Raw genomic sequence first — 26,977 nt, forward strand, 5'->3', positions numbered from 1 at the left:
TGACGAAGACGGCCCGCGCGTCCAGGCGCGGCACGCGTCACGCCAGAATCAGAGCACCTCGATGGTGTGATTGAGGTTGGTGTAGATGCACAGCTCGCCGGCGATCTCGAGCGACTTCCTGACGATCTGCTCGGCGCTCAGCTCGGTGTGGTCGAGCAGGGCCTTGGCGGCGGCCTGGGCGTAGGGACCACCGGAGCCGATGGCGACCAGGCCGTGCTCGGGCTCGAGCACGTCGCCGTTGCCGGTGATGATGAGCGAGGCCTCGTGGTCGGCCACCGCCAGCATGGCCTCGAGCCGGCGCAGCACGCGGTCGGTGCGCCAGTCCTTGGTGAGCTCGATGGCGGCGCGCGTGAGGTGGCCCTGGTGCTTGTCGAGCTTGGCCTCGAAGCGCTCGAACAGGGTGAAGGCGTCGGCCGTGGCGCCGGCAAAGCCGGCCAGCACGCGCCCGTGGTGCAGCTTGCGCACCTTGCGCGCCGTGCCCTTGACGACGACGTTGCCCAGGGTCACCTGGCCGTCGCCGCCCAGGGCGACCTGCCAGCCGTCGGGCGTCTGGCGCCGCACGCTGATGATGGTGGTGCCGTGAAACGATTCCATCCAACTTAAGTGAGGGCGGTGCCGGCCATTGCAAGGGCCGCGCCGGCGGGCTTGGCCGCGCGCACGTTCAGTCGACGCGCCGCCGCACCCGTGCCGATTCGCTGATGCCGACAACGCCGAAGAAGGCGGCCACCAGCCGGTTCACGTGGCGGAACACGACTCGGCGACCCCGCCCCTGCTGCTCGGCGGCCCAGTTCAGCAGCGCACCGGCGGCGCCGAAATCGACCCGCTCCAGGCGCCGGCAGTTGAACTCGATGGTGCGCGTGTGTTCGGTGATGCCCAGCCCCTGCAGCGCCGCCGTGGCGTCGTCCTGGATCACGCCCTCGAGCTCGCGGCGCAGCACGTCCAGGCCCTCGCCCGGCAACAGGCTGGCCAGGCCCGAGGACGCCCGCCCACCGCGCTCGTCGTCCGCCTCGGGAGGTGGCAGGGTGCTGCCGCTCTCGTCCAGGAAGGCGCACTCGCAACGCGGATCTTCCCAGGCGGGCGGGGACATTTCATAGGTGACGCAGTAATTGAGCGCCACCAGGTCGAATTCGTCGCCCTCGTTCATGACGCGCAGCAGGGCGAGCCGTGCCTCCCACCAGCGGGGGTCGACGTCGCGCTGGTCGGACGGGGAGTGGTCCGCCAGGATGGCGAGCAACTGCTCGGCACCCAGCAGGCGCAGGCGCACCGGCTCCTCGGCCCAGCCACGCAGGGTCTCGAGCAGCGGCTGCAGCGCGTCCGGCTCGATCGCCCGCAGCCGGCGCCAGTCCAGGCGCCAGGGCGGCGTGGCGCGCGCCAGCGAGGCATTGAGGGCGGCGACGGACTGGATGCCCAGCGTCGATGGCGCCACCCAGTGCAGCGCCGCGCCGCCGCCGGCGCCTCCGACCACGTGCGGCGCGCCGTCCTCGTCCATCGGCACGGCGTCGGAACCCGCGCCGGGCAGCAGCTCCCACTGCGGCGCCGAACGCCCGAAGCGCCCAACGAAGGCAATCGCCGCGCCATCGAACTTGTCGGGCTCGCCCGCCGCCCGGTAGAGGTCGAACAGGGTCAGCCAGGCATCGACGTCATCGCACAGCTTGCCGCCCTCGGAGAGCAGGTCGAGCAGGCTGGCCTCGGCCCCCGAGACGTCGCCGTTGGCAAAGCGGATCGCGACCTCCTCGAGTTCGGGGCCGATCGAGACCGCATCCTCCTCCTCGTCGTCGGGCGCGGGGGCCGGCTGGGCCTCGGCCAGGATTTCGAGGGGCGGCTGCGCGGTCGGTCCTGCCTCGAGACCCGGCCCGGATGCGGGCGCCGACGTCGCGTCCACGGCGTCCAGGCCGTGCCCCGAACCGGTCAAGGTCGCCGGCACGGTCTTGTCATAGGCATGGCCCGCGTCGGTGGTGGTCTGCTCGCGCTCGAGCCAGGCGCGCGACATCTGCTGTTCGATCTGGTCGATCTTCTCCTCGATGCGTTCGCGCTGCTCCGACTGGGCCGACACCTGGCTGGAAGCGATCGAGCTGAGTTCCATCGAATCCGTGCCGCCCGCGAGCTGGCGCCGCCGCAGCTTGCGCAGCATGTCGAACTCGCGCTTGCGCACGAAATCGTTGCGCCGCTTGCGCTCGATCATTTCACGCAGCGCGAGGCTGGACTCGCTGGGCTCGGCCTCGCCCGAATCGACGCGATTCAGGTCGGCCCAGTCGGTGGTTGGCCGGGTGATGAACTTCACCACCTTGGACAACAGCCGCCCGCTGCTCTTGGGGGTGGTTTCCTCGTCCATCGGCCGGTGGCCCTCCACGCTTCGCGGTCAATCCCCGAACATCTTCTGCTTGAGCTCGCGCCGCTGCTGTGCTTCCAGCGACAGCGTCGCGGTCGGGCGCGCCAGCAGGCGCGGCACGCCGATCGGCTCGCCGGTCTCGTCGCAGTAGCCGTAGTCGCCCGCGTCGATGCGGGCGATCGACTGCTCGATCTTCTTCAGCAGCTTGCGCTCGCGGTCGCGCGTGCGCAACTCCAGCGCGTGCTCTTCCTCGATGGTGGCGCGGTCGGCCGGATCGGGCACGACCACGGTCTCCTCGCGCAGGTTCTCGGTGGTCTGGTCGGCGTTGGCCAGGATGTCGTTCTTCAGCCCCACCAGCTTGAGGCGGAAGAACGCCAGCTGGGTCTCGTTCATGTACTCGCCATCGGGCATGGCGATGACTTCCTCGTCGGTCAACTGGTCCGGGGCCTTGGTCTTCCAGTTGTTGGCCAGCCGGGGGTTCTTCTTGACCGCGATCGGCACGGGCGCAGGCGCGGGGGCGGGCGCGGGGCGGCGTGCAGCGGCCGGCTGCGCGGCGGACCGGGGCGCACCGGCATCGTCCTTGCGCGCGGGCGTCCGGGTCTGTCCGGCAGGCACGGTCTTTGCGGCCTTGGGCCGGGTTGCGGCCGGTGTCTTGGCAGCCTCGGATTTCACGTCATGCGTCTCCTGTCGGCGGGAGCGCGGCGGGCCACGTTCCTCCAACTCAAACATGGCGGATGGAATGGGTCACCCCCATCCGCAATGCCCTGTTATAGACCTTCTTGGGCGCTGGGGTCCCGCAGTTGCTGAAATCTTCAGCAACAGACCCGAAGGCGGCGATTGTATCGGTCCTGTCAAGCCTGCCCAAGCCCCGTCAGACCAGGCACTGCTCCAAGCCCTGCGTCAGGATGTCGCGCGGCAGGTCGATGCCGATGAACACCATCTTGTTCTGGCGCTTTTCCTCCGGCCCCCAGGCCGGCCCGAGGTCGCTGCCCATGAGCTGGTGCACGCCCTGGAACACCACCTTGCGGTCGGTGCCCTGCATCCACAGCACGCCCTTGTAGCGCAGCATGCGCGGGCCGTAGATGTTCACCATGGCGCCCAGGAAGTCCTCCAGCCGGGCCGGGTCGAAGGCGCGCTCGGACCGGAACACGAAGCTCTTCACATCATCGTCGTCATGGTGATGGTGCGCGTGGCCTTCGCCGTGATGGTGGGCGTGCCGGTGCGAGGGGTGGTCGCAGTGCGCGCCGTCGTGGTCATGCTCGTGATGGTGGTGCGCGTGCTCGTCTTCCCGCAGGAACTCGGGGTCGATGTCCAGCTTGGCGTTCAGGTTGAAGCCGCGCAGGTCGAGCACTTCCTTCAGCGCGACCTCGCCGAAGTGCACCACGCGCTGCGGCGCGCGCGGGTTCATGTGCCTCAGGCGATGCTGCAGGGCGTCGAGCTCCCGCGCGTCGACCAGGTCGGCCTTGCTGATGAAGATCTGGTCGGCAAAGCCGACCTGGCGCTGCGCCTCCAGCCGGTCGTTGAGCTGCTGCGCCGCGTGCTTGGCGTCGACCAGGGTGATGATGGAGTCGAGCAGGTAGCTTTCGGCGATCTCGTCGTCCATGAAGAAGGTCTGCGCCACCGGGCCCGGGTCGGCCAGGCCGGTGGTCTCGATGACCACGCGCTCGAAGTCGAGCAGGCCCTTGCGCTTCTTGGCCGCCAGCACCTGCAGGGTGTTGCGCAGGTCCTCGCGGATGGTGCAGCAGACGCAGCCGTTGCTCATCTGGATGATCTGCTCGCCGTCGTCGTGCACCAGGATCTCGTTGTCGATGTTCTCCTCGCCGAACTCGTTCTCGATCACGGCGATCTTCTGGCCGTGCGCCTCGGTCAGCACGCGCTGCAGCAGGGTGGTCTTGCCGGCGCCGAGGAAGCCGGTGACGATGGTGGCGGGAATCAGGGGCATGAGGATCTGGTCTTGATGCAGGTCATGCATCGCGCTTGGGTCAATCTTTCAGTGTAGCCACGCGAGGCCACGCCTGCAGCCACGGTGGCAGGAGCCGGCGCAGCGATCGTGGCAAACTGGCGGGTTGATCATTCACATGGGGTCGCCGGCGGATTTCGCAAATCACGGCGCCACGGCGCACCCCCACCTCAGGAGACCCCGCATGGACCAGCAGCTTCAGTTCTACATCGACGGTCAGTGGGTGGACCCGGCCACGCCGCGCACCCTCGACGTGATCAACCCCTCGACCGAGGAGGTCATCGCCCGCGTCAGCCTGGGCTCGGCCACCGACGTCGACCGCGCGGTGCAGGCCGCGCGCCATGCCTTCGAGACCTTCGGGCACAGCAGCCGCGAGGAGCGCCTGGCGCTGCTGGAGCGGGTGCTGGCGACCTACCAGCAGCACATCGGCGACGTGGCGCGCGCGATCTCGCTGGAAATGGGCGCGCCGCAGTGGCTGGCCAAGGCGGCGCAGGCACCGATGGGCGTGGCGCACCTGAAGCAGGCCATCAAGGTGCTGAAGGACTTCGATTTCCAGACCGTGCAGGGCACGACCGCCACGCTGTACGAGCCGGTCGGCGTGGTCGGCATGATCACGCCCTGGAACTGGCCGATCAACCAGATGATGTGCAAGGTGGCGCCGGCGCTGGCGGCGGGCTGCACCATCATTCTCAAGCCCTCCGAGATCGCGCCGCTGTCGGGCCTGCTGCTGGCCCGGGTGATGCACGAGGCGGGCGCGCCCGCCGGCGTGTTCAACCTGGTCAACGGCGACGGCGCGGGCGTGGGCGAGGCCATGGCGCGCCACCCCGGCATCGACATGATGACCTTCACCGGCAGCACGCGCGCCGGCATCGCGGTGGCCAAGGCCGCCGCCGACACGGTCAAGCGCGTGGCCCAGGAACTGGGCGGCAAGTCGGCCAACATCGTGCTGGACGACGCCGACATCGACAAGGCCGTCAAGCAGGGCGTGCAGGCCTGCTTCACCAATTCCGGCCAGAGCTGCAACGCCCCCACGCGCATGTTCGTGCCGCGCGCCAAGCAGGCCCAGGCCGTGGCCGCGGCCAAGGCGGTGGCCGAACGCACCCAGGTGGCCGACGCCATGGCCGAGGGCATGGCGATGGGTCCGGTGGTGAGCCAGGCGCAGTTCGACAAGATCCAGGGCCTGATCCAGCAGGGCATCGACGAGGGTGCGACCCTGGTGGCCGGCGGCACCGGGCGTCCCGAAGGCCTGAGCAAGGGCTATTTCGTCAAGCCGACGGTGTTTGCCGACGTCCGGAACGACATGACGATCGCGCGCGAGGAGATCTTCGGGCCCGTGCTGGTGATGATCCCGTACGACACGGAAGACGACGCGATCCGCATGGCCAACGACTCGCCCTACGGCCTGTCGGGCTACGTGCAGTCGGGCAGCCTGGAGCGCGCGCGGCGCGTCGCCGCGCGCCTGCGCACCGGCATGGTGCACCTGAACGGCGCCGGCCCGGACGTCGGCGCGCCGTTTGGCGGCTACAAGCAGTCGGGCAACGGCCGCGAGTGGGGCGAGCACGGCTTTCGCGAGTTCCTGGAGGTCAAGGCGGTGATGGGCTTCGAGCCCAAGCCCGCCAAGGCCGGCGCCTGAAGCGGGCAGACCCGGCTCACCCCAGCGACTGCCAGAGGCACATCACGGCGTAGGCGCGCCAGGGGCGCCAGCGTTCGGCGGCGGCACGGGCCTGCGCGGCCGTGCGCAACCCGAGCGCGGTCAGCACGCCGTGGTCGGCGGCCGGAAAGGCGTCGGCCCATTTCAGCGCGCGCATGGCGGCGTACTGCGCCGTCCAGTCACCGATGCCGCGAATCGCCTGCAGGGCGCGCAGCGTGGCCGGCACGTCGGCGCCGGGCGCCAGCACCAGCCCCTGCGCCACGGCTTGCGCCAGGCCCTGGATCGCCGCCACCCGGGTGCGCACGATGCCCAGGCGCCCGAGGGTCTCGCGGTCGGCCGCCGCCAGCGTGGCGGCGTCGGGGAAGGCGTGGGTCAGGCCAGCCAGCGGGATGGCCAGCGGCACGCCGAACTGCCGGGCCAGGCGACCCGCGAGGGTGCTGGCCGCCGCCACCGTGACCTGCTGGCCGAGGATGGCGCGCACCACGGTCTCGAAGCCGTCGAAGGCGCCGGGCACGCGGACGCCGGGATGCGCCGCGCCCAATGCGCCCAGCCCGGCCGCGACCGGCGCGGGATCGCGGTCGAGGTCGAACAGCCGGCGCAGGCGCACGACCACCCGATCCTGCAGCGGCGCCAGGCTGGCCGGCAGCGTGAGGCGCAGCGTGCCGGCCGGCCCCGCCGCAGCCAGCGCCAGCCAGCCTGCCACCCACTGCCCGCCATGCGGCAGGCGCACGGCGCGCCGATACACGCCGTCCTGCACCGATTCGACCCCCGGGATCGCGCGCGCGGCGAGGAAGCGGCACAGCCCCGACCAGTCGAGCGGTGGCTGGAAGGACAGGTCGAGCGTCAGGTGGTCGGCAGGCATGGCGGCACGCCCGCCAGTATCCAGCCTGACGCGATGGCCGGAACGCACCGCGATCACGCTGCGCGCGCAGCGGGCGTTCAGTCGAGTGACGCGGCGCCCGCCCAGGCGATGCCGGAAAGCTCGGCGATCTCGCGCTTGAAGGTGACGAGGTCGTCGAGGCAGAAGTCGGCCAGCCGGGCGTGGCCGCAGGCGCGCGCCATCACCTGCATCAGGCTGACCGAGGCGTCGAGGAAGCGCGCCAGCCGCTCGGCGGCGACGTCGACCTGCAGGCGCGCGCGCAGCTCGGGGCGCTGGGTGGCGATGCCGGTGGGGCAGTTGTTGGTGTGGCAGATGCGCGCAGCCACGCAGCCGATGGCCTGCATGGCGCTGTTGGCGAGCGCGATGCCGTCGGCGCCCAGGCACAGGGCCTTGATGAAGTCGGCCGGGGTGCGGATGCCGCCGGTGATGATCAGGGTCACGTCCTCGCGCCCGCAGCGCTGCAGGTGGCGCCGCGCGCGCGCCAGCGCCGGGATGGTCGGCACCGAGATGTGGTCGCGAAACAGCAGCGGCGCGGCGCCGGTGCCGCCGCCGCGGCCGTCCAGGATGATGTAGTCGGCCGAAGCCGCGAGCGCGAAGTCGATGTCGCGCTCGATGTGCTGGGCCGACATCTTGAAGCCGATCGGGATGCCGCCCGAGCGCTCGCGCACCTGGTCGGCAAAGGCCTTGAAGTCGGCCGGCGTGTGCAGGTCGGTGAAGGTGGCGGGCGAGATCGCGTCCTGGCCCACCGCGAGGTGGCGCACGGCGGCGATCTTCTCGCTCACCTTGGCGCCCGGCAGGTGGCCGCCGGTGCCGGTCTTGGCGGCCTGGCCGCCCTTGAAGTGGAAGGCCTGCACCAGGGTCGGGATGTCGTCGTGCCAGCCGAACTTGGCCGAGGCCAGCTCGTAGAAGTAGCGCGAGTTGTTCTGCTGCGCCTCGGGCAGCATGCCGCCCTCGCCCGAGCAGATGCCGGTGCCGGCCAGTTCCGCACCCCGGGCCAGCGCGGTCTTGGCCTCCTGCGACAGCGCACCGAAGCTCATGTCGGAGACCAGCAGCGGAATCTTCAGCCGCAGCGGCTTGCGCGCGTTGGAGCCGACCACGAGCTCGGTCGCCACCGGCGCGTCGTCCAGCAGGGGCTGGCGCGCGAACTGGGCGGTCAGGATCTGGATGTCGTTCCAGTCCGGCAGCAGGGCGCGCGGCACGCCCATGGCGTCGATCGGGCCGTGGCGGCCGGTGCGGGCGAGGCCGTCGCGCGCCAGCGCGTGGATGTATTCGACCGTCGGCTCCTCGGGCGTGTTGACGGACGCCGGCATGGCGCTGTTCGCCGCCGGGGCTGGCGCAGGGGCCGATGCGGGCGCAGCGGCGGCCGGTGCCACCGTATGGCTGCTCTCCAGCTCGGTCACGCCTTCGGGCAGGGTCTTGTGCGTGCCGTCGCAATAGGGGGCGTCGTGCGTCTGCTTGCACATGCACAGCCAGGCGTCGGTGGCCTCGGTGACGGTGAAGGCCACCGGCCGGATGCCGGTGCCGCGGTGAGAGCCGTCGCAAAACGGCTGGTTCTTCGAGCGCCCGCAGGCACACCAGTAGTGCTCGCCGGGCTCCAGGTGCACCTGCATCGGGCGGCGCGCTGCAATCACGGCCTTGGCCATGCGTGATCCTCCTTGAAATGATGGGGCGCTGCGCGGCAGCGGCGCAGTCGGCTCGCAGCGGGCGCATGCACTGGCGCCCGCCGGGTCGCGGTCATGATAGCGAGCAGTCGACGCCCTCTACCGCCCACGCTCCGGGTCCACCAGTTCGCTCACCACCTGCACCTCGGCGTGCAGGGTGCGGTGCACCGGGCACATGTCGGCGATCTCCAGCAGGCGCTGGCGCTGCGCCGCGTCCAGCGCGCCCTCGACCTCGATGCGACGCTCGATGCGGTCGATGCGGCCGGTGCGCGTCTCGCACTCCGCGCAGTCGCTGGCGTGGACCTTCTCGTGCCGCAGCGCGACACGCGCCCGCTCCAGCGGCCACTGCTTGCGGTTGGCGTACATGCGCATCGTCATCACGGTACAGGCGCCCAGCGCCGCGCTCAGCATCTGGTAAGGGTTGGGGCCGGCGTCGTCGCCGCCGACGGCGACCGGCTCGTCGGCGAGCCAGTGGTGGCGCCCGGCCTGCACGTCGACGGCGTAGGCGCCGGTCCCCGTCTCCTGCACTTGGACCCAGCCGTCGTCCGCCGCCGGCGCCTCGGGCGCCGGCTCGAGGTAGCGGCCGGCCCAGGTGGCGATCACCTGCGCGGCGTAGCGCGCGTCGGCTTCGCGCTGCAGCAGGTGGTCGGCACCGTCCAGCGCGATGAAGGACTTGGGGTGCAGCGCAGCCTGGAAGATGCGGCCGGCGTTGTCGATGTCGACCACGGCGTCGCGCGGCGCGTGCAGCACCAGCAGCGGCCGACGCAGGGCGTGGATGCGCGCGGCCTGGCGCTGGCCCTGCAGGTCGTCCAGCATCTGGCGCCGCACGGTGAACGGGCGACCGCCGAGTTGCACCACGGCCTCGCCCTCGCGCTGGATGCGCTCCAGCTGGTCGCCGAACTGGCGCGCCACGTGCGCCGGCTCGAACGGCGCGCCGAGGGTCGCCACGGCACGCGCATCGGGGATGCGCTCGGCGGCCGCGAGCACCGCGGCGCCGCCGAGCGAATGGCCGATCAGCAGCGCCGGCACGCCGCGCGCGCCGCGCAGCCAGTCGGCCGCCGCCACGAGGTCGTCGACGTTGGAGGAAAAATCGGTGTTGGCGAAGTCGCCCCCGCTGCCGCCCAGGCCGGTGAAGTCGAAGCGCAGCACGCCGAAGCCGGCCTCGGCCAGGGCGCGCGCGATATAGACCGCCGCCTTCGTGTCCTTGGAGCAGGTGAAGCAGTGCGCCAGCAGCGCCCAGTCGCGCGGCGGCGCCTCGGCCCACTCCAGACGTCCGGCCAGCGGCGTGCCCTGGCTGCCGGGAAACTCGATGCGCTCGCTGTACATGCTGGACTCCTTCTGGCGATCTCGCGCCCCAGCATAGCGAGTCGGCGCGGTGCCTGCGGCGTCAGTCCTCGCCTGGCGGCTTGTCGGGACGGGCGTGGGCGCGCGGGTGCGCGGCGTCGTAGACCTGCGCCAGGTGCTGGAAGTCGAGCCGCGTGTAGACCTGGGTGGTGCCGATGCTGGCGTGGCCGAGCAGCTCTTGCACCGCGCGCAGGTCGCCGCTGGACTGCAGCAGGTGGCTGGCGAAGGAATGGCGCAGCATGTGCGGGTGCACCGGCGTCGCCAGCCCCGCCTGCAGGCTGCGCCGGCGCAGCCGCTGCCACACGGACTGAGCCGTCAGGCGCGTGCCGCGGCGGCCGATGAACAGGGCCTGCGCGGCACCTTCGGCCACCGCGACCTGGCTGCGCACGGCCAGCCAGCGCTCGAGCGCGGCCTGCGCGGCGCGGCCCAGCGGCACGCTGCGGCGCTTGCTGCCCTTGCCCTGCACCTGCACCTCGGCGCCCGCCAGGTCGATCCAGCCGCGGCCCCCACGCAGGGCGGCGTCGCTGGCGGTCACGTCCAGCCCGACCAGCTCGCCCACGCGCAGGCCGCTGCCGTAGAGCAGCTCGACGATGGCGGCGTCGCGCGCGTCGAGCCAGGGATCTTCGCCCGCCTGCGTGCCGTCGTGGTCGGCGAGTTGCACGGCCTCGTCGACACCCAGGGCCTTGGGCAGCGGTCGCCGCTGCTTCGGCGCGCGCACGCCCTGCACCGGGTTGGCCGCCACCCTGCCCTCGCGCCCGAGCCAGGCGTAGAAGCCGCGCCAGCCCGAGAGGATGAGCGCGATGCCGCTGCCGCTGCGCCCCCCCGCGTGCATTTGCGCGACCCAGCGGCGCACGTGCGCCGGCTGCACGGCGCCGAGCCCGATGCCAGCCGCGCTGGCGAAGGTGGCCAGCTTTTCGAGGTCCAGCGTGTACAGCGCGACGGTGCGTTCGGCCAGGCGCTTCTCGACCCGCACGTGCTCCAGGTAGCGTGCCACCAGGGCCGCGTCGGCGGTCGACAGGCTGGACGGCTGGGTGGTCATGAGTAGCCCAGATCCAGGACAGCCATGCGCAGAGGACGCAAGAGAATTCATGTTGCCGTTGTGCATCTTCTGCTTTCCCTGCATCCGGCGATTGGCACGCCCCGCGATCGTCAGGGGCTGCGGAGCCTTGACAGGGCCGCGCTCGCGAGTTCGCCGATGCGCTCGACGAAGTCGGTCGCCATGTCGGCCTGGTAGCGCGTGGCGTCGGGCGAAGCCAGCACCAGCAGGCCGAAGGCCGACGTGTCGGCATGGGCGCGCAGCGGCAGCAGCACGAGCGAGGAAGCGGCCTCGGGCTCGTCCAGCCACTGCACGGCCTCGAAGCCCGAATTGACGCCGCAATACGGCGCGGCCAGCGAGCTGGCGAGGATCTTCACGTCCTCGCCCACGCCCTGCGCGAACGGCTCGCCGGCATGCGCCTCGGCCAGGTCCCAGAGCTTGAGCGCGGCCTGCGGCACGCTGAACTGGGCCCGGATCTCGGCCACCAGCACGGCGGGCAGGTCGGCCGGGCGCGCCACCAGGAACAGCTGGCGCGCCCAGCGCAGCAGCTTGTCGGCGATCAGCATGTTCTCGTTGCCGTGGCGCATCATCTCCATCAGGCGGTGCTCGAGCAGCTTGATCTTCTCGCGCAGCATCTCGGCCTGGCGCTCCTGCAGGCTGACGGCGCGCCCGCCATGCGGGCTGGTGAGCTGCACGGCCGTCAGCAGCTCGGCGTGGCGCTCGAAGAAATCGGGCGTCTGGATCAGGAATTCGGCGATGTCTTCTTCGGTGATGGGCGGCGTGGCGGGGGTCATGCGGGCTCCGGAGGATCGTGGGCACGGGGGAGCGCGGCGGCGCCGGCTGCCGCCGCGCCCGACGGCTGGCATGCGCCGGATTATCCCCGCGTGGCGTCGGGCAGCCCGTCGCGCGCGATGCGGCCATCGACCAGCTCGACCATGCGGTCGCAACGCGCCGCCAGGCGCGGGTCGTGGGTGACGACGATGAAGGCGGTGCCGCGCTGCTCGTGGATCTGGCGCAGCAGGCCGAACACGGCGTCGGACGAGGCGGTGTCGAGGTTGCCGGTGGGCTCGTCGGCCAGCACCAGCGGCGGCTCGTGCACCAGGGCGCGCGCGATCGCGACGCGCTGCTGCATGCCGCCGGACAGTTCCGAGGGCCGCTTGTGCAGCGCCTGGCCAAGGCCGACCGCCGCCAGCAGCTCGCGCGCACGCTGCTCGTCGGCGGCGCCGACGCGCCCCTGCGCCATCAGCGCCGGCAGGGTGACGTTCTCCAGCGCCGTGAAGGCCGGCAGCAGGTGATGGAACTGGAACACGAAGCCGAGCGCGCGCCGGCGCAGCAGGGTCAGTGCGTCATCGTCCAGGCCCTGCACCGCCTGGCCCTGCAGCCGGTAGCTGCCGGCCGTGGGCGGCTCCAGCAGGCCGAGCAGGTTGAGCAGCGTGCTCTTGCCCGAGCCGGACGGGCCGATCAGGGCCATGAACTCGCCCCGCGCCACCACCAGGTCGATGCCGTGCAGCACCTCGGCCTCGTTCGGCTGGCCGAGGTTGTAGGACTTGCGCACGCCCTGCAGCGCAACCAGGGGCGTGTCCCGGTCCATCACGCCGCGCTCACAGCCGGATCGCCCGCGCCGGGTCCATGCGCGCGGCGCGGCGCGCCGGCGCGATCGCCGCCAGCACGCCGCAGGCCAGCGCCAGCAGCGCGGTCTGCAGCGCCGTCTCCAGCGGCAGCACCAGCTCGAACAGGGGCTTGCCATCGGCGCCCAGCGCCAGGCGCGTGAACAGCCAGATCAGTGCGATGGCCAGCAGCACGCCCAGCACCGAGCCCAGCGCGCCGAGCAGCGCCCCCTCGACCAGGAACACGCGCAGGATCTGCCCGCGCGTGGCGCCCATGGCGCGCAGGATGCCGATCTCGCGGCGCTTCTGCACCACCGACACCACCAGCACGCTGGCGATGCCGAGCACCACCACCACCGCCACCACGACGCGGATCACGGTGGTGCTGACGTTCTGCGCGTTCAGCGCCGAGACCAGCTGGGCGTTGGTTTCCTGCCAGCTCTCGATCTTGTAGGGCAGGCCCTGGCGCAGGCCGGCCGCCACCGCCTCGGCCTGCCAGGGGTCGTGCAGCTGCACGTCGAGCACGGTGGCGCCGCCGGGCAGGCCGAGCACGCTCTGCGCCGCGCGCAGCGGCACGATCACGGTGCGACGGTTCAGGTCCTTGATGCCGAAGTCGGCCAGCGCGCTGACACGTACCGATTCCGTGACACGGCCGCTGTCGATGGCCAGCCGGTCGCCCGCGCGCACGCCGAGATCAGCCGCCAGCTCGGTGCCGATGATGGCCTCGCCCGGCTCCAGCCGCGCGCTGCCGCTGGTGATGCGCTCGCGCAGGCCCACCAGGCGGTCGTAGCGCGCCAGCTCGACCCCCATCAGGGCGATCGCCTGCGTCGCCTCGCCGCGCAGCGCCAGGCCGCTGCCCGAGACCATGGGCGAGACCGTGCGCACGTCGGCGCGCTGCTCGAGCAGCGGCACCAGCGCCTGCCAGTTGGCGACCGAGCGCAGGCGCTGGGCGCGCGCCTGGGTATCGCTGATGACCGGTGCGTCGTCGCCGGCACGCGGCCAGGCCGGCGTCACCACGTCGTCCGGCGCGCGCAGAACGATGTGCGCCTGCGTGCCCAGGGTCTTGGCCACGGTGTTGCGCTGCAGGCCATTGACCAGCGCCGTGATGTAGGCGATCACCGCCACCCCGGCGGCCACGCCGAGCACGATCAGCAGCGTCTGCATGCGGCCCTCGCGCAGGAAGCGCAGCGCCACGTGCCATTCGAAGCCGAGCGCGTTCATCGCGCCAGTGCACGGCCGACGGCCGAGGTCGGGTCGGCCTGGTCGCGGTCGGCGGCGCCGCCGGCGGCCAGGTTCCAGGCCACGACGCGGGCACGCACGCGCATGCCGGGCGCGACGCCGCGCGTCAGCACCACGCGGTCGCCCGCGGACAGACCCGCCAGCACCTCGGCCGCGTCCAGCGTGCGCAGGCCCAGGCGCAGCGCCACCGGCACCACGCGCCCGTCCTGCACGCGCCAGGCCGTGTCCGCGCCGGAGCCGACCTCGCCGCGCAGCGCCGCCAGCGGCAGCACCAGGGCCTGGTCGCGCGCGCCGGTGCGCACCTCGACCGACAGCGTCATGTCCTCGCGCAGGAACTCCGGCACGCCGCCCGCCGGCTCCAGCTTGACCTCGACCGCGCCGCGCGCCGCATCGACCGCCGGCGCGATCGACAGCACCCGCGCGGCAAAGGGCTGGGCCGGGAAGGCATCGGCCACCACCTGCGCCGGCTGCCCGGGCGCGAGCTGGTCCAGGAAGCGCTCGTCCACCTGTGCCACCAGCTGCGTCGGCCCCGCCAGCGCCAGGGCCAGCAGCACCGTGCCCGGCTGCACGATCTGCCCCGGCTCGACGTGGCGCAGCAGCACGCGCGCATCGGCCGGCGCGCGCACCGTCATCTGGGCCAGGCGCGCCTGCGCCGCGGCGCGTGCGGCCTCGGCCTGGATCAGCTGGGCCTGTGCCTGCATCAGGTCGCTGCCGGCGTCGCCCAGCGCCTGGCGCTGCGCGCGGGCGGCGTCGAGCTGGGCGCGTGCCACCTCGACGGCGCGCCGCGCCTCGTCCAACCGCGCCGCGCTCAGGAAGCCCTGCGCGACCAGTTGCTCGGTGCGTGCCAGCTCGCGCTCGGCAGCGTGCAGCGTGGCTTCGGCCTGCGCCGACTGCGCCTGCGCCACCTCTCGACCGCTGCCGCGCAGGCCCTGCAATCGGGCGCGCGCCTGCGCCACGCTGGCCTCGGCCTGGGCCAGGGCGCTGGCGGCCTCGTCGGTCTCCAGCAGCACCAGCGGATCGCCGGCCCGCACCGCGTCGCCCTCGCGCACGGCCACGCGGGCCACGCGTCCGGTCAGGGTGGCGCCGACGTTGACGCGCGACAGCGTCGCCACGCGCGCGGAGAACTGCAGCGTGCGCGTGAGCGGCGCCGTGCGCAACTCGACCACCTCGACCGGCACCGGCCGCAACCACAGGAACAGCAGGGCCGCCGCCAGCACCAGCAGGAGCAGGCCGGCGACGAGCCACCCGGTGCGCTTCATGCGGTCCGGGACAGGAAGGGGGAGGGCATCGCGCGATTATCCTCGGGGCTCCTGCCACCGCCTACGAGAGCCATCATGCGCATCCCCGACTGGACGCCCGAACGCAAGCCCCAGCCCGCCGAACTGGTCGACGCCATCCTGGCGCGGCGTGGCGGCACATTGATCAACCTCGACAAGGCCCTGCTCTGGAGCGAGCCGCTGGCGCGCGGCTGGAACGCGCACCTGAAGGCGGTGCGCAGCGAGCTCGGCGTGAGCCGCCGCCTGCGCGAGCTGGCGATCTGCACCGTGGCGCTGCTGACCGGCGCCCACTACGAGTACCACCACCACGCGCCCGACTTCCTTGCCGCCGGCGGCAGCCAGGCCGAGCTCGACGCGCTGGCGCGCGTGGTGGCGCGCGACACCCGCGCCGACGCCACCGATGCGGCCCTGGGCGAGCTGGAGCAGTTGGTCATCCGCTACGCGGCGCAGATGACGCTGGACGTGCGCGTGGATGACGCCCTGTTCGAGGCCCTGCGCGGCCACTTCGACACCACCGGGCTGGTCGAGCTGACGAGCTCGATCGCGACCTACAACATGGTGGCGCGCTTCCTGGTTGCGCTGGGGGTGACGCCGGAGGCTTGACGTTGGCGCGGTCCTTGCGGGATGGATTCGAACATCCATACGCAGAGGACGCGAAGGTTTCGCAGAGGACGCAGAAAATTATTTTTTGGGGTTCTTTTGCGTCTTCTGCGTGATTTTTGCGCCCTCTGCGTATGGAGGTCCAATGTCCGACGTCAGAACAGCCCACCCGCCCCCTGCGGCGGCGCCAGGCCCAGGTGGCGCCAGGCCGCCAGCGTGGCGACGCGGCCGCGCGGGGTGCGCTGCAGGTAGCCCTGCTGGATCAGGTAGGGCTCTATCACGTCCTCGATCGTGCCGGGCTCCTCGCCGATGCTGGCGGCGATGTTGTCCAGTCCGACCGGGCCGCCGTCGAAGCGCTGGATCACGGCCTCCAGCAGCTTGCGGTCCATGACGTCGAAGCCTTCCGGGTCGACGTCGAGCAGGGCCAGCGCGGCGTGCGCGATGTCCTGCGTGATGCGGCCCTGGCCTTTCACGTCGGCGTAGTCGCGCACGCGGCGCAGCAGGCGGTTGGCGATGCGCGGGGTGCCGCGCGAGCGGCGCGCGATCTCGCGCGCGCCTGCGGCATCGGTCTCGACCTGCAGCAGGCCGGCCGAGCGCGTGACGATGCGCGCCAGCTCGTCGGGCGTGTAGAACTCGAGTCGCGCCACGATGCCGAAGCGGTCGCGCAGCGGGTTTGTGAGCATGCCGGCGCGCGTGGTGGCGCCGACCAGGGTGAAGGGCTGGACGTCGAGCTTGATGGAACGCGCCGCCGGCCCCTCGCCGATCAGGATGTCGATCTGGTAGTCCTCCAGCGCCGGATAGAGGATCTCCTCCACCACCGGCGACAGGCGGTGGATCTCGTCGATGAACAGGACGTCGTTCTTCTCCAGGCTGGTCAGCAGGGCCGCCAGGTCGCGCGGCTTTTCCAGCACCGGGCCGCTGGTCTGGCGCAGCTGCACGCCCAGTTCGTGCGCGATGATGTGCGACAACGTGGTCTTGCCGAGGCCGGGCGGGCCGAACAGCAGCACGTGGTCCAGCGCCTCGCCGCGCTTCTTTGCCGCGCCGATGAAGATCTCGAGCTGCTCGCGCGCCTTGGCCTGGCCGACGTATTCATCCAGCAACCGGGGCCGCAGCGCGCGCTCCAGTGCTTCCTCGCGCGGGGATGCCGTCGCGCCGGAGACCAGGCGCGGCGCCGGGTCGCCGGCCGGCGCGCCGAAATCATCGACCGTGATGCTCATGCCACGATTGTGGCTCAGGGCGCCAGCCAGTCGCGCAGGCCGGCGGCAAAGCTGCGCTCGAAGCGGCCGTAGAAATCACTGCCCTCCGGATTGTCGCAACTGGCGTTGCCGCCGTGCAGCACACCGACCACGTAGCGCGTGCCGCCCTCCGACTGGGCGAAGATGGCCGAGCCGCTGCTGCCGCCCTCGGTGGTGCCGCGGCGCCAGGTCAGGCGCAGTGACGCCCCCAATGCCGGGTCGTTGGTCAGCGTGCAGTTGCCATCGCCGGTCGGACAGTTCGCATAGCCCAGCACGCGCCCCAGGCTGGCCTTGAGCAGATCGCCGCCGGCGTGGTGCAGACCCAGCACGTCGGCCCCGATCGCCGGGCTGGGGCCGAAGTAGGAGCCGGCGTAAAGCACGCCACCCGGAGGGGGTTCGTTCAGTTCCAGCAGGCTGGTGTCGGTCGCGGTATCGGTCGCGCGCCACACAGCACCACCTGCCCGGCGCGTGTTCGCCGGATCGGGGCGCGCGGCGCCGCAGCTCGCGGCACGGAAGAACCAGTAGGTGACCAGCGTCGAGGCCGTGGCCTGGTCGCCAATGCAGTGCGAGGCCGTCAGGAAGTACGGCCGGCCGCTGCCCTGTGCGTCGTTCAGCAGGGTCCCCGTGCACAGGAAGCTGGACCCACTCCGGGTGAACAGCATCTTGGCCACCGAGCGGCTCTCGGCCTCATAGGTCGTGCAGCTGGCGTCGACATTGCAGGAGCCCGCGCGTCCGATGTCCGCCTCGTCCTTGGCCAGCGCCTGCGCCACGGTCTGCATCAGGTGCGACAGCTCGGGCACGGCGAGCTGCAGTCGATCCGCCGCCACGCCCGCCGGCAGCTCGACTTCCAGCGTGCTCACGGCGCCGTCGGTATCGGGCCCCCAGACCATGCGCGCCGCATCGTCGGCCAGTCCGCCGCGCCGGTTGAGCGCGTGCAGCGCCGCCAGCGCGTCCGAATCCAGCGCCACCACCGGCGTGCCCGGGCGGCCGTAGAAACGCAGCACCGCCCCATCGGGCAACGCGCGCACCAGCACGCCCAGGCGCACGCCCTGCGCACCCGCGGCATCGAACGCCACCGCCGCCACGCGCGCGCCGTCGTCCAGCGTGTGCCAGTCGAGCAGGGCCGCCAGATCCTGCACCTGCGCCGTCGCAGGCACCGCGCGCCCGACGCCGATGCGCAAGGGCGACCCGGGCGCACGCTCGGGCACCGCCTTGGCCTCGACCAACGGCGCCAGTTCGACCCGCACCACCGGCGCGCCGGTCGGCAGGCGGCTTGCCGCCGCGGGTGCCCTCTTGCTGGCCGCGCGCTCGACCACCCGGGTGTCCAGCGGCTCGATGCGCGCGCCGGACGCCATCGGGATCGGCGCCAGCACCATGGACGGCGGCTGGCTCGGCTCGTCGTCGCCGCCGCCACAGGCGGCCAGGATCAGTCCGCACGCCAGGACCGCGGCCCGGGAATGCCATCGTCTCGTCATGTGCGCTCCTGTCCTCCGGCCCCGTGGCTGCACGCCGCCAGTCACCCGCAGTGCACGCGCACCACGCGTCCGCCGGCATCGACCACCACGTTCAGGCGGCCGGCCTGGTACTCCTTGGTGATCACGCTGTCCGGCCGCAGCCGCCGCGCCTCGTCGGCCCCGGCCGCCTCCAGGGCACGTCGCAAGCTGTCGTCGTCGTAGCGCTGGCCGACCAGGAACTGCGCTGCCCGCGCATCGCAGTGGTTGCCGGGCGCGCCGCCGGCGCTGATGCGATCGGCAACGACGCGCGGGATCGGCTCGGGCGCCGCCGCATCGGCCGGCGCGACCGGGTTGACGCAGGCAGCCAGCCAGGGCAGGGCCGCCAGCACCAGCATCGAAGTGGAGCGATCAAGTCGCATGCGAGGCTCCCGGGACCGGGACGGACGGACTCATGTCAGCGCGCCACCGATGCGGCGGGCCGTGCAACCCGCCCTTCGATCCGACCTGTCCCGCGTGGGCGAGACACAAGCCAGTCAGACAGCCGCCGTCCCCAGCGGCCAACAGGTGGTGCGTGGCAAGGCCGGCGGAGTGCCATTTCATTTCGCCAGTGCCTTCAGCGCCTGCCGGATGCCGTCGCTCACGCCGCTGCCCGGCGGCAGCGCCTTCAGCGCCGCGCCCGCCTCCTTCTCGCTGTAGCCCAGGGCCAGCAGGGCCTGCAGGATGTCGCCGTGGGCGTCGCTGGCGGGAGCGGCCAGCGGCGCGTCCAGGTCGGCGCCGAGCTTGCCGCGCAACTCCAGCAACAGGCGCTCGGCGGTCTTCTTGCCGATGCCGGGCACCTTGACCAGGCGCCCCGCCTGCTGCGCCGTGACGGCCTGGGCCAGCTCGGCCACGCTCATGCCCGACAGCACGGCCAGCGCCGTGCGCGGCCCGACGCCGCTGATCTTGACGAGCTGGCGAAAGGCAGCGCGCTCGGCCGCGCTGGCGAACCCGTACAGCACCTGCGCATCCTCGCGCACCACGAAATGCGTCAGCAACTGCACGCGCTCGCCCAGCGCCGGCAGGTTGTAGAAGGTGCTCATCGGCACGTCGACTTCGTAGCCGACGCCCTGGCAGTCGACCAGGATCTGGGGTGGGTTCTTTTCGGCCAGCAGGCCGCTCAGGCGTCCGATCACGGGGGTCCGGCTCCGGGCTTTGGGAGGTGTGGCCATGATAGGCGAAGCGCGGGCGGACAATGCCCGACAATTGCCTGATGCTCCTGCGCCACAGCTTCATCCCCCCCAGCAACACCCGGCTGGCCCACCTGTGCGGTCCGATGGACGAGCACCTGCGCACCATCGAGGCCGGGCTGCAGGTCAGCATCTCCCACCGCGGCGAGCAGTTCAAGGTGGAGGGCCCGAAGAAGCAGGCCGAGCGCGCACTGGCCGTGCTGCAGGCGCTGTACGAGATGGCGGCGCGGCCAATCGCGCCCGAGACCGTGCAGCTCATGCTGGTGGGCGATGGCGAGGGCCTGCGCGAATCGGAGGACGGCGCCACCGTGCTGGCCACGCGCCGTGGCGACCTGAAGGCGCGCACGCCCAACCAGAGCGTCTACCTGGAGCACATCGCCCAGCACGACATCACCTTCGGCATCGGCCCGGCTGGCACCGGCAAGACCTACCTCGCCGTGGCCTGCGCCGTCGACGCCCTGGAGCGCCAGTCGGTGCAGCGCATCGTGCTGACGCGCCCGGCGGTCGAGGCGGGCGAGCGCCTGGGCTTCCTGCCCGGCGACCTGACGCAGAAGGTCGACCCCTACCTGCGCCCGCTGTACGACGCACTGTACGACCTGATGGGCTTCGACCGCGTGGCCAAGGCCTTCGAGCGCCACCAGCTCGAGATCGCACCGCTCGCTTTCATGCGCGGGCGCACGCTGAACCACGCCTTTGTCATCCTGGACGAGGCCCAGAACACCACGCCCGAGCAGATGAAGATGTTCCTCACCCGCATCGGCTTCGGCAGCCGCTGCGTGGTGACCGGCGACACCAGCCAGATCGACCTGCCCAAGGGCACCACCAGCGGCCTGGTCGACGCCGAGCGCGTGCTGCGCAAGGTCAAGGGCATCGCCTTCACGCGCTTCACCAGTGCCGACGTGGTGCGACATCCGCTGGTGGCGCGCATCGTGGATGCATACGACGCCCAGCGGCGCGACAAGTCGAGAACAAGCCCGGACGAATGACGCCGGCCGGCGTCGTGGATGACAAACGCCATGCCGTGTCGTGGGTGATTCGCTGGACGGGCTGTCGCCCCGGTACCGATAGCCCCTACGCCACCAGACACAAGCGCCGCTCCCTAGAATCTTCGGGCTCATCTCCTTGTGCAGTGTTTCGCGCTGTCAGGTGCTTGTAGCGAGTCGCGAAGGGGCCGGATGCGCGACGCGTGGGTGCCGGCATGGGTGGGGCCATGTCAAGACCACGCAACAAGGCAGATGGCCCCCTGGCGGCTCGCCCGACGGGAAGCCAGAAAAAGGCCCTCTGTGGCGTTGCAGTTCTTGACGAGGCGCACCAGCATTGCCTGCGAACCGTGCCTCGCCCAGAGCCTTTTTCTGGCTTCTGCAAGTGCCTGACAGCGCGAAACACTGCACCAAAACCCAATGACCGATGGCCTGATCCGCATCCGCGGCGCCCGACAGCACAACCTGAAGAACCTGGACCTGGACCTGCGCACCGGCGAGCTGACGGTGGTCACCGGCGTCAGCGGCTCCGGCAAGTCCAGCCTGGTATTCGACACCCTGTACGCCGAGGGTCAGCGGCGCTACGTCGAGACCTTCAGCCCCTACGCGCGCCAGTTCCTCGACCGCATGGACAAGCCGGCGGTGGACAAGGTGGAGGGCGTGCCGCCGGCGATCGCGATCGACCAGACGAATCCGGTGCGCAACTCGCGCTCCACCGTCGGCACGATGACGGAGCTGAACGACCACCTCAAGCTCCTGTTCGCGCGCGCCGGCCAGCTGTTCGACCGCCAGACCGGGCTGCCGGTGCGGCATGACACGCCGAACACCATTTATCGGGAGTTGCTGCGTCGCGCGGAGCGCTTCACCGCCGGGCCGTCCCAAGGGGAAGCGGCCCCCTCGGGGGGCAGCGATCCGCGCCTCGCCCTCACTTTCGCGGTCGAGCTGCCCGCCAACACCACGGCCGAGGAAGTGCAGCAGTGGCTGTCGGCCGCCGGTTTCACGCGCGTGCAGGCCGAGCGCACCAGCGGCGACAAGAAGATCCTCGACGTAGTGGCGGATCGCTTCCGCGTCGGCCGCACCGAACGCGCACGCGTGATTGAGGCGATCGAGCTGGCGCTGCTGCGCGGCGGCGGGCGCCTCGCCGTGCACGTGCTGGGCGAGGACGGCGAGACCACGGATCTGTGGCGTTTCTCCACCGGCCTGCACTGCCCCGAAAGCGACCTGCGCTACGGCGAGCCCATCCCCTCGATGTTCTCGTTCAACTCGGCCGTGGGCGCCTGCCCCGACTGCCGCGGCTTTGGCCGCGTGATCGGGGTGGACATGGGGCTGGTGATCCCGGACGGGCGGCTCACGCTGCGCGCCGGCGCCATCAAGCCGTTCCAGACTCCGGCCTGGAGCGAGTGCCAGGACGACCTGATGCGCCATGCCGAGAGCGCCGGCATCCCGCGCGACACGCCCTGGAACAAGCTCACGCCCGAGCAGCAGCATTGGGTGATCGAGGGCACGCCGAGCTACCGCGAGGGCAACTGGAGCCGCCAGTGGTACGGCGTGCGGCGCTTCTTCGCCTACCTCGAGAGCAAGGCCTACAAGATGCACATCCGCGTGCTCTTGTCCAAGTACCGCAGCTACACGCCCTGCCCCACCTGCGGCGGCGCGCGGCTCAAGCTCGAATCGCTGCTGTGGCGCGTGGGCTCGAGGGAGGACGCCGACGCGGTGCTGGCGCCGTCGCCAGGCCGGGCTGCCCCAGGGGGCGGCAGCCCCTCCAGGGCGCAGCAAGCGCGCGGCTGCGCCGAGCGTGGGGGCCAGCATTTCGAGCGTTTCATGCCGCAGGGCGTGGGCTGGAGCCGCGCACAGCTGGAACGGCTGCCCGGCCTGTGCCTGCACGACCTGATGCTGCTGCCGATCGACCGCCTGGCACGCTTCTTCGACCGGCTGCAGGATGCGTCAAGAGGCACGACGGCCTCTGCCCGTCCGGCAGGCGCGGAAAGCCCATTCGATGCGCAATCCGCCGACGCCCAGGCGCTCAGGCTGATCCTGGACGAAATCCAGACCCGGCTGAAGTACCTCACCGACGTCGGCATCGGCTACCTCACGCTGGACCGCCAGAGCCGCACGCTCTCGGGCGGCGAAGTGCAGCGCATCAACCTGACCACGGCGCTCGGCACCTCCCTGGTCAACACCCTGTTCGTGCTGGACGAGCCCAGCATCGGCCTGCACCCGCGCGACATGGACCGCATCACCCAGGCCATGCAGCGCCTGCGCAGCGCCGGCAACACCCTGGTGGTGGTCGAGCACGACCCGGCGGTGATGCTGGCGGCCGACCGCGTGCTCGACTTCGGCCCCGGCCCGGGGGCGGCCGGCGGGCGCATCGTGTTCGACGGCACGCCGGAGGAACTGCGCGCTGCCGATACCCTGACCGGCGCCTACCTGGGCGGACGCAAGACCATCGGCCTGGGCTTTGCGCGCGGAGTCAAGCCCGACACGCCGCGCTTGATCCTGGAGGGTGCGCGCGAGCACAACCTGCAGGGCATCGACGTCGAATTCCCGCTGCAGCGCCTGGTCACCGTGACGGGCGTGTCGGGCTCGGGCAAGTCGACTCTGATCCAGGACGTGCTGGCACCGGCGCTGATGCGCCACTTCGGCCGCGCCACCGAGGCGCCCGGCGCGCACGACCGCCTGCTGGGTGCCGAGCAGCTCAGCGGCGTGGTGTTCGTCGACCAGTCGCCCATCGGCAAGACCGCGCGCTCCAACCCGGTCAGCTACGTCGGCGCCTGGGACGCCATGCGCAAGCTGTATGCCGACGCGCCGCTGGCACGCCAGCGCGCCTACACCGCGTCCAAGTTCAGCTTCAACAGCGGCGATGGGCGCTGCCCGACCTGCGGCGGCTCGGGCTTCGAGCACGTCGAGATGCAGTTCCTCAGCGACGTCTACCTGCGCTGCCCCGACTGCAACGGCCAGCGCTACCGGCCCGAGGTGCTGGAGGTGCGCATCGACCGCCAGGCGCCGAGCGACCTGCGCGCGCGCCACCTGAACGTGGCCGACGTGCTGGACCTCACCGTGGCCGAGGCGATCGAGCTCTTTGCGCGCGACCGCGAGGTGGTGCGCGCGCTGCAACCCATCGTCGACGTGGGGCTGGACTACGTCAAGCTGGGCCAGCCGGTGCCCACGCTGTCCGGCGGCGAGGCACAGCGCCTCAAGCTGGCGGGCCATCTGGCGGAAGCCGCGAAAGCTCAAACGGCCAGCCGCCAGCCCATGGCGCGCAAGGGCCAGCTGTTCCTGTTCGACGAGCCGACGACGGGCCTGCACTTCGACGACATCGCCAAGCTGATGCGCGCCCTGCGCAAGCTGCTGGACGCCGGCCACAGCCTGGTCGTGATCGAGCACAACCTCGACGTCATGCGCGCCTCCGACTGGCTGATCGACCTGGGCCCCGAGGGGGGCGACGCCGGCGGCTGCATCGTGGCGCAGGGCACGCCCGCGGACGTGATGGCGCAGCCCGGCTCGCACACCGGGACGGCGCTGCGCGCATACGAACAGGCACTGAACGCGCCGCCCGGCGTCGAGGAAGCCAGGGCCGCGTATGCCCGCCAGGCACTGGACGTGCAGCGTCCGACCGCCATCGACATCGTGCGTGCGCGCGAACACAACCTGAAGAACCTCAGCGTCTCGGTGCCGCACGGCCGCTTCAGCGTCGTCACCGGCGTGTCGGGTTCGGGCAAGTCCACGCTGGCCTTCGACATCCTGTTCAACGAGGGCCAGCGCCGCTACCTGGAATCGCTCAACGCCTACGCGCGCTCCATCGTGCAGCCGGCTGGCCGCGCGGCGGTCGACGCGGTCTACGGCATCCCGCCCACGGTGGCGATCGAGCAGCGCCTGTCGCGCGGCGGGCGCAAGAGCACGGTCGGCACCGTGACCGAGGTCTGGCACTTCCTGCGCCTGCTCTACGTCAAGCTGGGCGTGCAGCACTGCATCCACGACGGCGCGCGCGTCGAGCCGCAGACGCCCGAGCGCATCGCGGCGCAGATCCTGACGCGCTACCGCGGCCAGACCATCGGCCTGCTGGCGCCGCTGGTGGTGAACCGCAAGGGCGTCTACACCGAGCTGGCCGACTGGGCACGGCCGCGCGGCTTCACCCACTTGCGCGTCGATGGCGAGTTCCTGCCCACCACCGGCTTTCCGCGCATCGACCGCTTCAAGGAGCACACCATCGAGCTGCCGGTGATGAGCCTGCCCGTCAGCCCCGGCAACGAACCCCAGCTGCGCGAATCGCTGGCGCGCGCGCTCGAGCACGGCAAGGGCGTGGTGCACGTGCTGCACGAGATCGCCGGCCTGCGGAGTGCCATGGAGGCTGGCCTGCCCACCGCCGCCATCGGCCAGGTCGAGGTGTTCTCGACCAAGCGCGCCTGCCCGGTCTGCGGCACCAGCTACGCCGAGCCGGACCCGCGCCTGTTCTCCTACAACAGCAAGCACGGCTGGTGCCCCGACTGCGTCGGCACCGGCATTGCACTCACGCGAGCCCAGCGCAAGCTGCTGGACGACTCGGTGCTGTCCGCAGACGAGCGCGGCCAGGAGCAGACGCTGGACGAGCCCGAGGTGGAAGACCTGGTCGACCTGACCTGCGCCACCTGCGCCGGCACGCGGCTGAACCCGACGGCACGTGCCGTGCTGCTGGAGGGCGTACCCGCGCCGCAGGCCCTGTCCGCACGCGCATCGCAGGTCGACGGCCTGCCCATCACCGAGCTCGCACGCCTGTCGGTGGCTGACCTGCACCAGTGGGTCGATGGCCTGCGGCTCGAAGGCCGCGCGCAGGAGATCGCCCGCGACCTGCTGCCCGAGATCCGCAGCCGCCTGACCTTCCTCGAGCAGGTCGGCCTGGGCTACCTCACGCTCGATCGCGGCGCGCCCACGCTGAGCGGCGGCGAGGCGCAGCGCATCCGCCTGGCGGCGCAGCTCGGCAGCAACCTGCAGGGCGTGTGCTACGTGCTGGACGAGCCCACCATCGGCCTGCACCCGCGCGACAACCGCATCCTGCTGGGCGCGCTGCAGCAGCTCAGCGACCACGGCAACACCCTGGTCGTGGTGGAGCACGACGAGGAAACCATCCGCGCCGCCCAGCACCTGATCGACATCGGTCCCGGCGCCGGCATCCGCGGCGGCCGCCTGGTGGCCGAGGGCAGCGTGGCCGACGTGCAGGCCGCGCCCGACTCGGCCACCGGCCGCTACCTGCTGCACGCCATGCGCCACCCGCTGCAGCCGCGCCGACCGGTGCTGGCTGCGGCGCCCGCTCCTGGATTCGAGCAGGAATCGGCTCGGATGCCTCACCAGAAGGCGCAAGCGGCAATCCGTGACGAAGCGGATGAGGCAGTCCCGAACGGCGCCTCGCGCTGGCTCACCGTGCTTGGCGCGCAGCGCCACAACCTGCGGCAGGTCGACGCCCGCGTGCCGCTGCAGCGCCTGGTCGCCATCACCGGCGTCTCGGGATCCGGCAAGTCGACGCTGGCGCGCGAGGTGCTGCTGGCCAACGTCGCCGCCTGGGTGCAGCAGCGTTCGACGAAGGCGGGGCGCGAGGCCATGGACGCCGGCAAGGCACCGCCGCTGGTCGGTTGCAGCGGCCTGCAGGGCTTCGAGTCCATCGACCGCGTGCTCGAAGTCGACCAGACCCCGATCGGCAAGACCCCGCGCTCCTGTCCCGCCACCTACATCGGCTTCTGGGATCTGGTGCGGCGCCTGTTTGCAGACACCCTGGAGGCGCGCGCGCGCGGCTACGCGCCCGGGCGCTTTTCCTTCAACACCGGCGACGGCCGCTGCCCGGCCTGCGAGGGCCAGGGCATGCGCACGCTCGCCATGAGCTTCCTGCCCGACGTCAAGGTGCCGTGCGAGGTCTGCCACGGCGCGCGCTTCAACCCCGAGACCCTGGCCGTCACCTGGCGCGGCAAGAGCATCGGCCAGATGCTGCAGATGGAGGTGGACGAGGCGGTCGAGTTCTTCGCCTCCATGCCCGCCATCGCCCACCCCTTGCGCCTGCTGCAGGACGTCGGCCTGGGCTACCTGACCCTGGGCCAGCCCTCGCCCACGCTGTCCGGCGGCGAGGCCCAGCGCATCAAGCTGGTGACCGAGCTCAGCAAGGTGCGCGACGACGTGGCCAAGCGTGGCCGCAAGGCCCCGCACACCCTCTACGTGCTCGATGAGCCCACCGTCGGCCTGCACATGCAGGACGTCGAAAAGCTGATCCGCGTGCTGCACCGCCTGGTCGGCGGCGGCCACAGCGTGATCGTGATCGAGCACGACCTGGACCTCATCGCCGAAGCCGACTGGATCCTCGACCTGGGTCCCGAAGGCGGCGACGGCGGCGGCCGCATCGTGGCGGAAGGCACGCCGGAGGACGTGGTGCGGGCGGACACGCACACGGGGGTGGCGCTGGCACCGGTGCTGGCACGCGCGAGCTGACGCGAAGCTGCCAGCATCAGCTGACTTGAATTCGGCAAATCAGTAATTCAC

20 protein-coding genes are annotated in these 26,977 nt (G+C 71.6%); 4 read left to right on the top strand and 16 right to left on the bottom strand.

Annotation, left to right across the window (positions count from 1 at the left end):
* Positions 1-48 precede the first annotated feature (48 nt).
* The 4 genes from hslV to PKA16_RS07775 all read right to left on the bottom strand — a co-directional run bounded on the left by hslV (position 49) and on the right by PKA16_RS07775 (position 4,271).
* Entirely contained in the window at positions 49-594 is a 546-nt protein-coding gene (gene hslV, locus PKA16_RS07760; protein WP_324402007.1) for an ATP-dependent protease subunit HslV, read from the bottom strand.
* A gap of 67 nt (positions 595-661) precedes the next feature.
* Positions 662-2,332 (bottom strand): STAS domain-containing protein, encoded by a 1,671-nt coding sequence (locus tag PKA16_RS07765; protein ID WP_324402009.1) that lies wholly within the window; start codon positions 2,330-2,332, stop codon positions 662-664.
* Positions 2,333-2,359: 27 nt separating this feature from the next.
* Positions 2,360-3,001 carry an RNA polymerase-binding protein DksA gene (dksA, locus tag PKA16_RS07770; protein ID WP_324402011.1) on the bottom strand — a complete coding sequence of 214 codons (642 nt, stop codon included), beginning with the start codon at positions 2,999-3,001 and terminating at the stop codon, positions 2,360-2,362.
* 199 nt (positions 3,002-3,200) lie between these two features.
* A complete protein-coding gene (locus PKA16_RS07775; protein ID WP_324402013.1) occupies positions 3,201-4,271 on the bottom strand; it encodes a GTP-binding protein in 1,071 nt (356 codons plus the stop codon).
* A gap of 202 nt (positions 4,272-4,473) precedes the next feature.
* Between PKA16_RS07775 and PKA16_RS07780 the strand changes: the two genes are divergently transcribed.
* Positions 4,474-5,922, top strand: coding sequence for an aldehyde dehydrogenase family protein (locus PKA16_RS07780; protein WP_324402015.1), 1,449 nt, complete (start codon positions 4,474-4,476; stop codon positions 5,920-5,922).
* A 16-nt stretch (positions 5,923-5,938) separates the two neighbouring features.
* Here PKA16_RS07780 and PKA16_RS07785 read toward each other — a convergent pair whose 3' ends face one another.
* The 8 genes from PKA16_RS07785 to PKA16_RS07820 form a co-directional block, all read right to left on the bottom strand.
* Positions 5,939-6,802 carry an AlkA N-terminal domain-containing protein gene (locus PKA16_RS07785; RefSeq protein WP_324402017.1) on the bottom strand — a complete coding sequence of 288 codons (864 nt, stop codon included), beginning with the start codon at positions 6,800-6,802 and terminating at the stop codon, positions 5,939-5,941.
* A gap of 77 nt (positions 6,803-6,879) precedes the next feature.
* Positions 6,880-8,463 (bottom strand): glutamate synthase-related protein, encoded by a 1,584-nt coding sequence (locus PKA16_RS07790; protein ID WP_324402019.1) that lies wholly within the window; start codon positions 8,461-8,463, stop codon positions 6,880-6,882.
* 117 nt (positions 8,464-8,580) lie between these two features.
* Positions 8,581-9,807 (bottom strand): alpha/beta fold hydrolase, encoded by a 1,227-nt coding sequence (locus PKA16_RS07795; protein ID WP_324402021.1) that lies wholly within the window; start codon positions 9,805-9,807, stop codon positions 8,581-8,583.
* Positions 9,808-9,868: 61 nt separating this feature from the next.
* Positions 9,869-10,864 carry a tyrosine recombinase XerC gene (locus PKA16_RS07800; protein WP_324402022.1) on the bottom strand — a complete coding sequence of 332 codons (996 nt, stop codon included), beginning with the start codon at positions 10,862-10,864 and terminating at the stop codon, positions 9,869-9,871.
* A 110-nt stretch (positions 10,865-10,974) separates the two neighbouring features.
* On the bottom strand, positions 10,975-11,655 hold the full coding sequence (locus PKA16_RS07805) for a DUF484 family protein (protein WP_324402024.1): 681 nt from the start codon (positions 11,653-11,655) through the stop codon (positions 10,975-10,977).
* Positions 11,656-11,735: 80 nt separating this feature from the next.
* Positions 11,736-12,452 (bottom strand): ABC transporter ATP-binding protein, encoded by a 717-nt coding sequence (locus tag PKA16_RS07810; protein WP_324402071.1) that lies wholly within the window; start codon positions 12,450-12,452, stop codon positions 11,736-11,738.
* 10 nt (positions 12,453-12,462) lie between these two features.
* Positions 12,463-13,689, bottom strand: coding sequence for an FtsX-like permease family protein (locus PKA16_RS07815; protein WP_324402026.1), 1,227 nt, complete (start codon positions 13,687-13,689; stop codon positions 12,463-12,465).
* Positions 13,686-14,966 (bottom strand): efflux RND transporter periplasmic adaptor subunit, encoded by a 1,281-nt coding sequence (locus tag PKA16_RS07820; protein ID WP_324402028.1) that lies wholly within the window; start codon positions 14,964-14,966, stop codon positions 13,686-13,688. Before PKA16_RS07820 ends, PKA16_RS07815 begins: the two co-directional genes overlap by 4 nt.
* Positions 14,967-15,041: 75 nt before the next feature.
* Here PKA16_RS07820 and PKA16_RS07825 point away from each other — a divergent pair, with 75 nt between their 5' ends.
* The gene (locus PKA16_RS07825; RefSeq protein ID WP_324402030.1) at positions 15,042-15,587 is read left to right on the top strand and encodes a carboxymuconolactone decarboxylase family protein; all 546 of its coding nucleotides are present in this window, start codon (positions 15,042-15,044) and stop codon (positions 15,585-15,587) included.
* A 152-nt stretch (positions 15,588-15,739) separates the two neighbouring features.
* Here the strand turns inward: PKA16_RS07825 and ruvB are convergent, their stop codons facing one another.
* The 4 genes from ruvB to ruvA form a co-directional block, all read right to left on the bottom strand.
* Positions 15,740-16,801, bottom strand: coding sequence for a Holliday junction branch migration DNA helicase RuvB (gene ruvB, locus PKA16_RS07830; protein WP_324402032.1), 1,062 nt, complete (start codon positions 16,799-16,801; stop codon positions 15,740-15,742).
* A 14-nt stretch (positions 16,802-16,815) separates the two neighbouring features.
* Entirely contained in the window at positions 16,816-18,294 is a 1,479-nt protein-coding gene (locus PKA16_RS07835) for a trypsin-like serine protease (protein WP_324402035.1), read from the bottom strand.
* Positions 18,295-18,335: 41 nt separating this feature from the next.
* Positions 18,336-18,692, bottom strand: coding sequence for an I78 family peptidase inhibitor (locus PKA16_RS07840; protein WP_324402037.1), 357 nt, complete (start codon positions 18,690-18,692; stop codon positions 18,336-18,338).
* Between the two features lie 177 nt (positions 18,693-18,869).
* A complete protein-coding gene (gene ruvA, locus PKA16_RS07845; protein WP_324402039.1) occupies positions 18,870-19,445 on the bottom strand; it encodes a Holliday junction branch migration protein RuvA in 576 nt (191 codons plus the stop codon).
* A gap of 77 nt (positions 19,446-19,522) precedes the next feature.
* Between ruvA and PKA16_RS07850 the strand changes: the two genes are divergently transcribed.
* Together PKA16_RS07850 and PKA16_RS07855 are read left to right on the top strand one after the other, a co-directional pair.
* On the top strand, positions 19,523-20,485 hold the full coding sequence (locus PKA16_RS07850) for a PhoH family protein (RefSeq protein WP_324402041.1): 963 nt from the start codon (positions 19,523-19,525) through the stop codon (positions 20,483-20,485).
* Positions 20,486-20,899: 414 nt separating this feature from the next.
* Positions 20,900-26,926: an excinuclease ABC subunit A gene (locus tag PKA16_RS07855; protein ID WP_324402043.1), complete on the top strand. Its 6,027-nt coding sequence runs from the start codon at positions 20,900-20,902 to the stop codon at positions 26,924-26,926.
* Positions 26,927-26,977: the final 51 nt, after the last annotated feature.

This window comes from Ottowia sp., assembly GCF_035325765.1.
Taxonomy (GTDB): Bacteria; Pseudomonadota; Gammaproteobacteria; order Burkholderiales; family Burkholderiaceae_C; genus Ottowia.

Coding starts and splice junctions, on each gene's coding strand:
- hslV (WP_324402007.1), bottom strand. CDS start 594: ATGGAATCGTTTCACGGCACCACCATCATCAGCGTGCGGCGCCAGACG.
- PKA16_RS07765 (WP_324402009.1), bottom strand. CDS start 2,332: ATGGACGAGGAAACCACCCCCAAGAGCAGCGGGCGGCTGTTGTCCAAG.
- PKA16_RS07775 (WP_324402013.1), bottom strand. CDS start 4,271: ATGCCCCTGATTCCCGCCACCATCGTCACCGGCTTCCTCGGCGCCGGC.
- PKA16_RS07780 (WP_324402015.1), top strand. CDS start 4,474: ATGGACCAGCAGCTTCAGTTCTACATCGACGGTCAGTGGGTGGACCCG.
- PKA16_RS07785 (WP_324402017.1), bottom strand. CDS start 6,802: ATGCCTGCCGACCACCTGACGCTCGACCTGTCCTTCCAGCCACCGCTC.
- PKA16_RS07790 (WP_324402019.1), bottom strand. CDS start 8,463: ATGGCCAAGGCCGTGATTGCAGCGCGCCGCCCGATGCAGGTGCACCTG.
- PKA16_RS07795 (WP_324402021.1), bottom strand. CDS start 9,807: ATGTACAGCGAGCGCATCGAGTTTCCCGGCAGCCAGGGCACGCCGCTG.
- PKA16_RS07800 (WP_324402022.1), bottom strand. CDS start 10,864: ATGACCACCCAGCCGTCCAGCCTGTCGACCGCCGACGCGGCCCTGGTG.
- PKA16_RS07805 (WP_324402024.1), bottom strand. CDS start 11,655: ATGACCCCCGCCACGCCGCCCATCACCGAAGAAGACATCGCCGAATTC.
- PKA16_RS07810 (WP_324402071.1), bottom strand. CDS start 12,452: ATGGACCGGGACACGCCCCTGGTTGCGCTGCAGGGCGTGCGCAAGTCC.
- PKA16_RS07815 (WP_324402026.1), bottom strand. CDS start 13,689: ATGAACGCGCTCGGCTTCGAATGGCACGTGGCGCTGCGCTTCCTGCGC.
- PKA16_RS07820 (WP_324402028.1), bottom strand. CDS start 14,966: ATGAAGCGCACCGGGTGGCTCGTCGCCGGCCTGCTCCTGCTGGTGCTG.
- PKA16_RS07825 (WP_324402030.1), top strand. CDS start 15,042: ATGCGCATCCCCGACTGGACGCCCGAACGCAAGCCCCAGCCCGCCGAA.
- ruvB (WP_324402032.1), bottom strand. CDS start 16,801: ATGAGCATCACGGTCGATGATTTCGGCGCGCCGGCCGGCGACCCGGCG.
- PKA16_RS07835 (WP_324402035.1), bottom strand. CDS start 18,294: ATGACGAGACGATGGCATTCCCGGGCCGCGGTCCTGGCGTGCGGACTG.
- PKA16_RS07840 (WP_324402037.1), bottom strand. CDS start 18,692: ATGCGACTTGATCGCTCCACTTCGATGCTGGTGCTGGCGGCCCTGCCC.
- PKA16_RS07850 (WP_324402041.1), top strand. CDS start 19,523: ATGCTCCTGCGCCACAGCTTCATCCCCCCCAGCAACACCCGGCTGGCC.
- PKA16_RS07855 (WP_324402043.1), top strand. CDS start 20,900: ATGACCGATGGCCTGATCCGCATCCGCGGCGCCCGACAGCACAACCTG.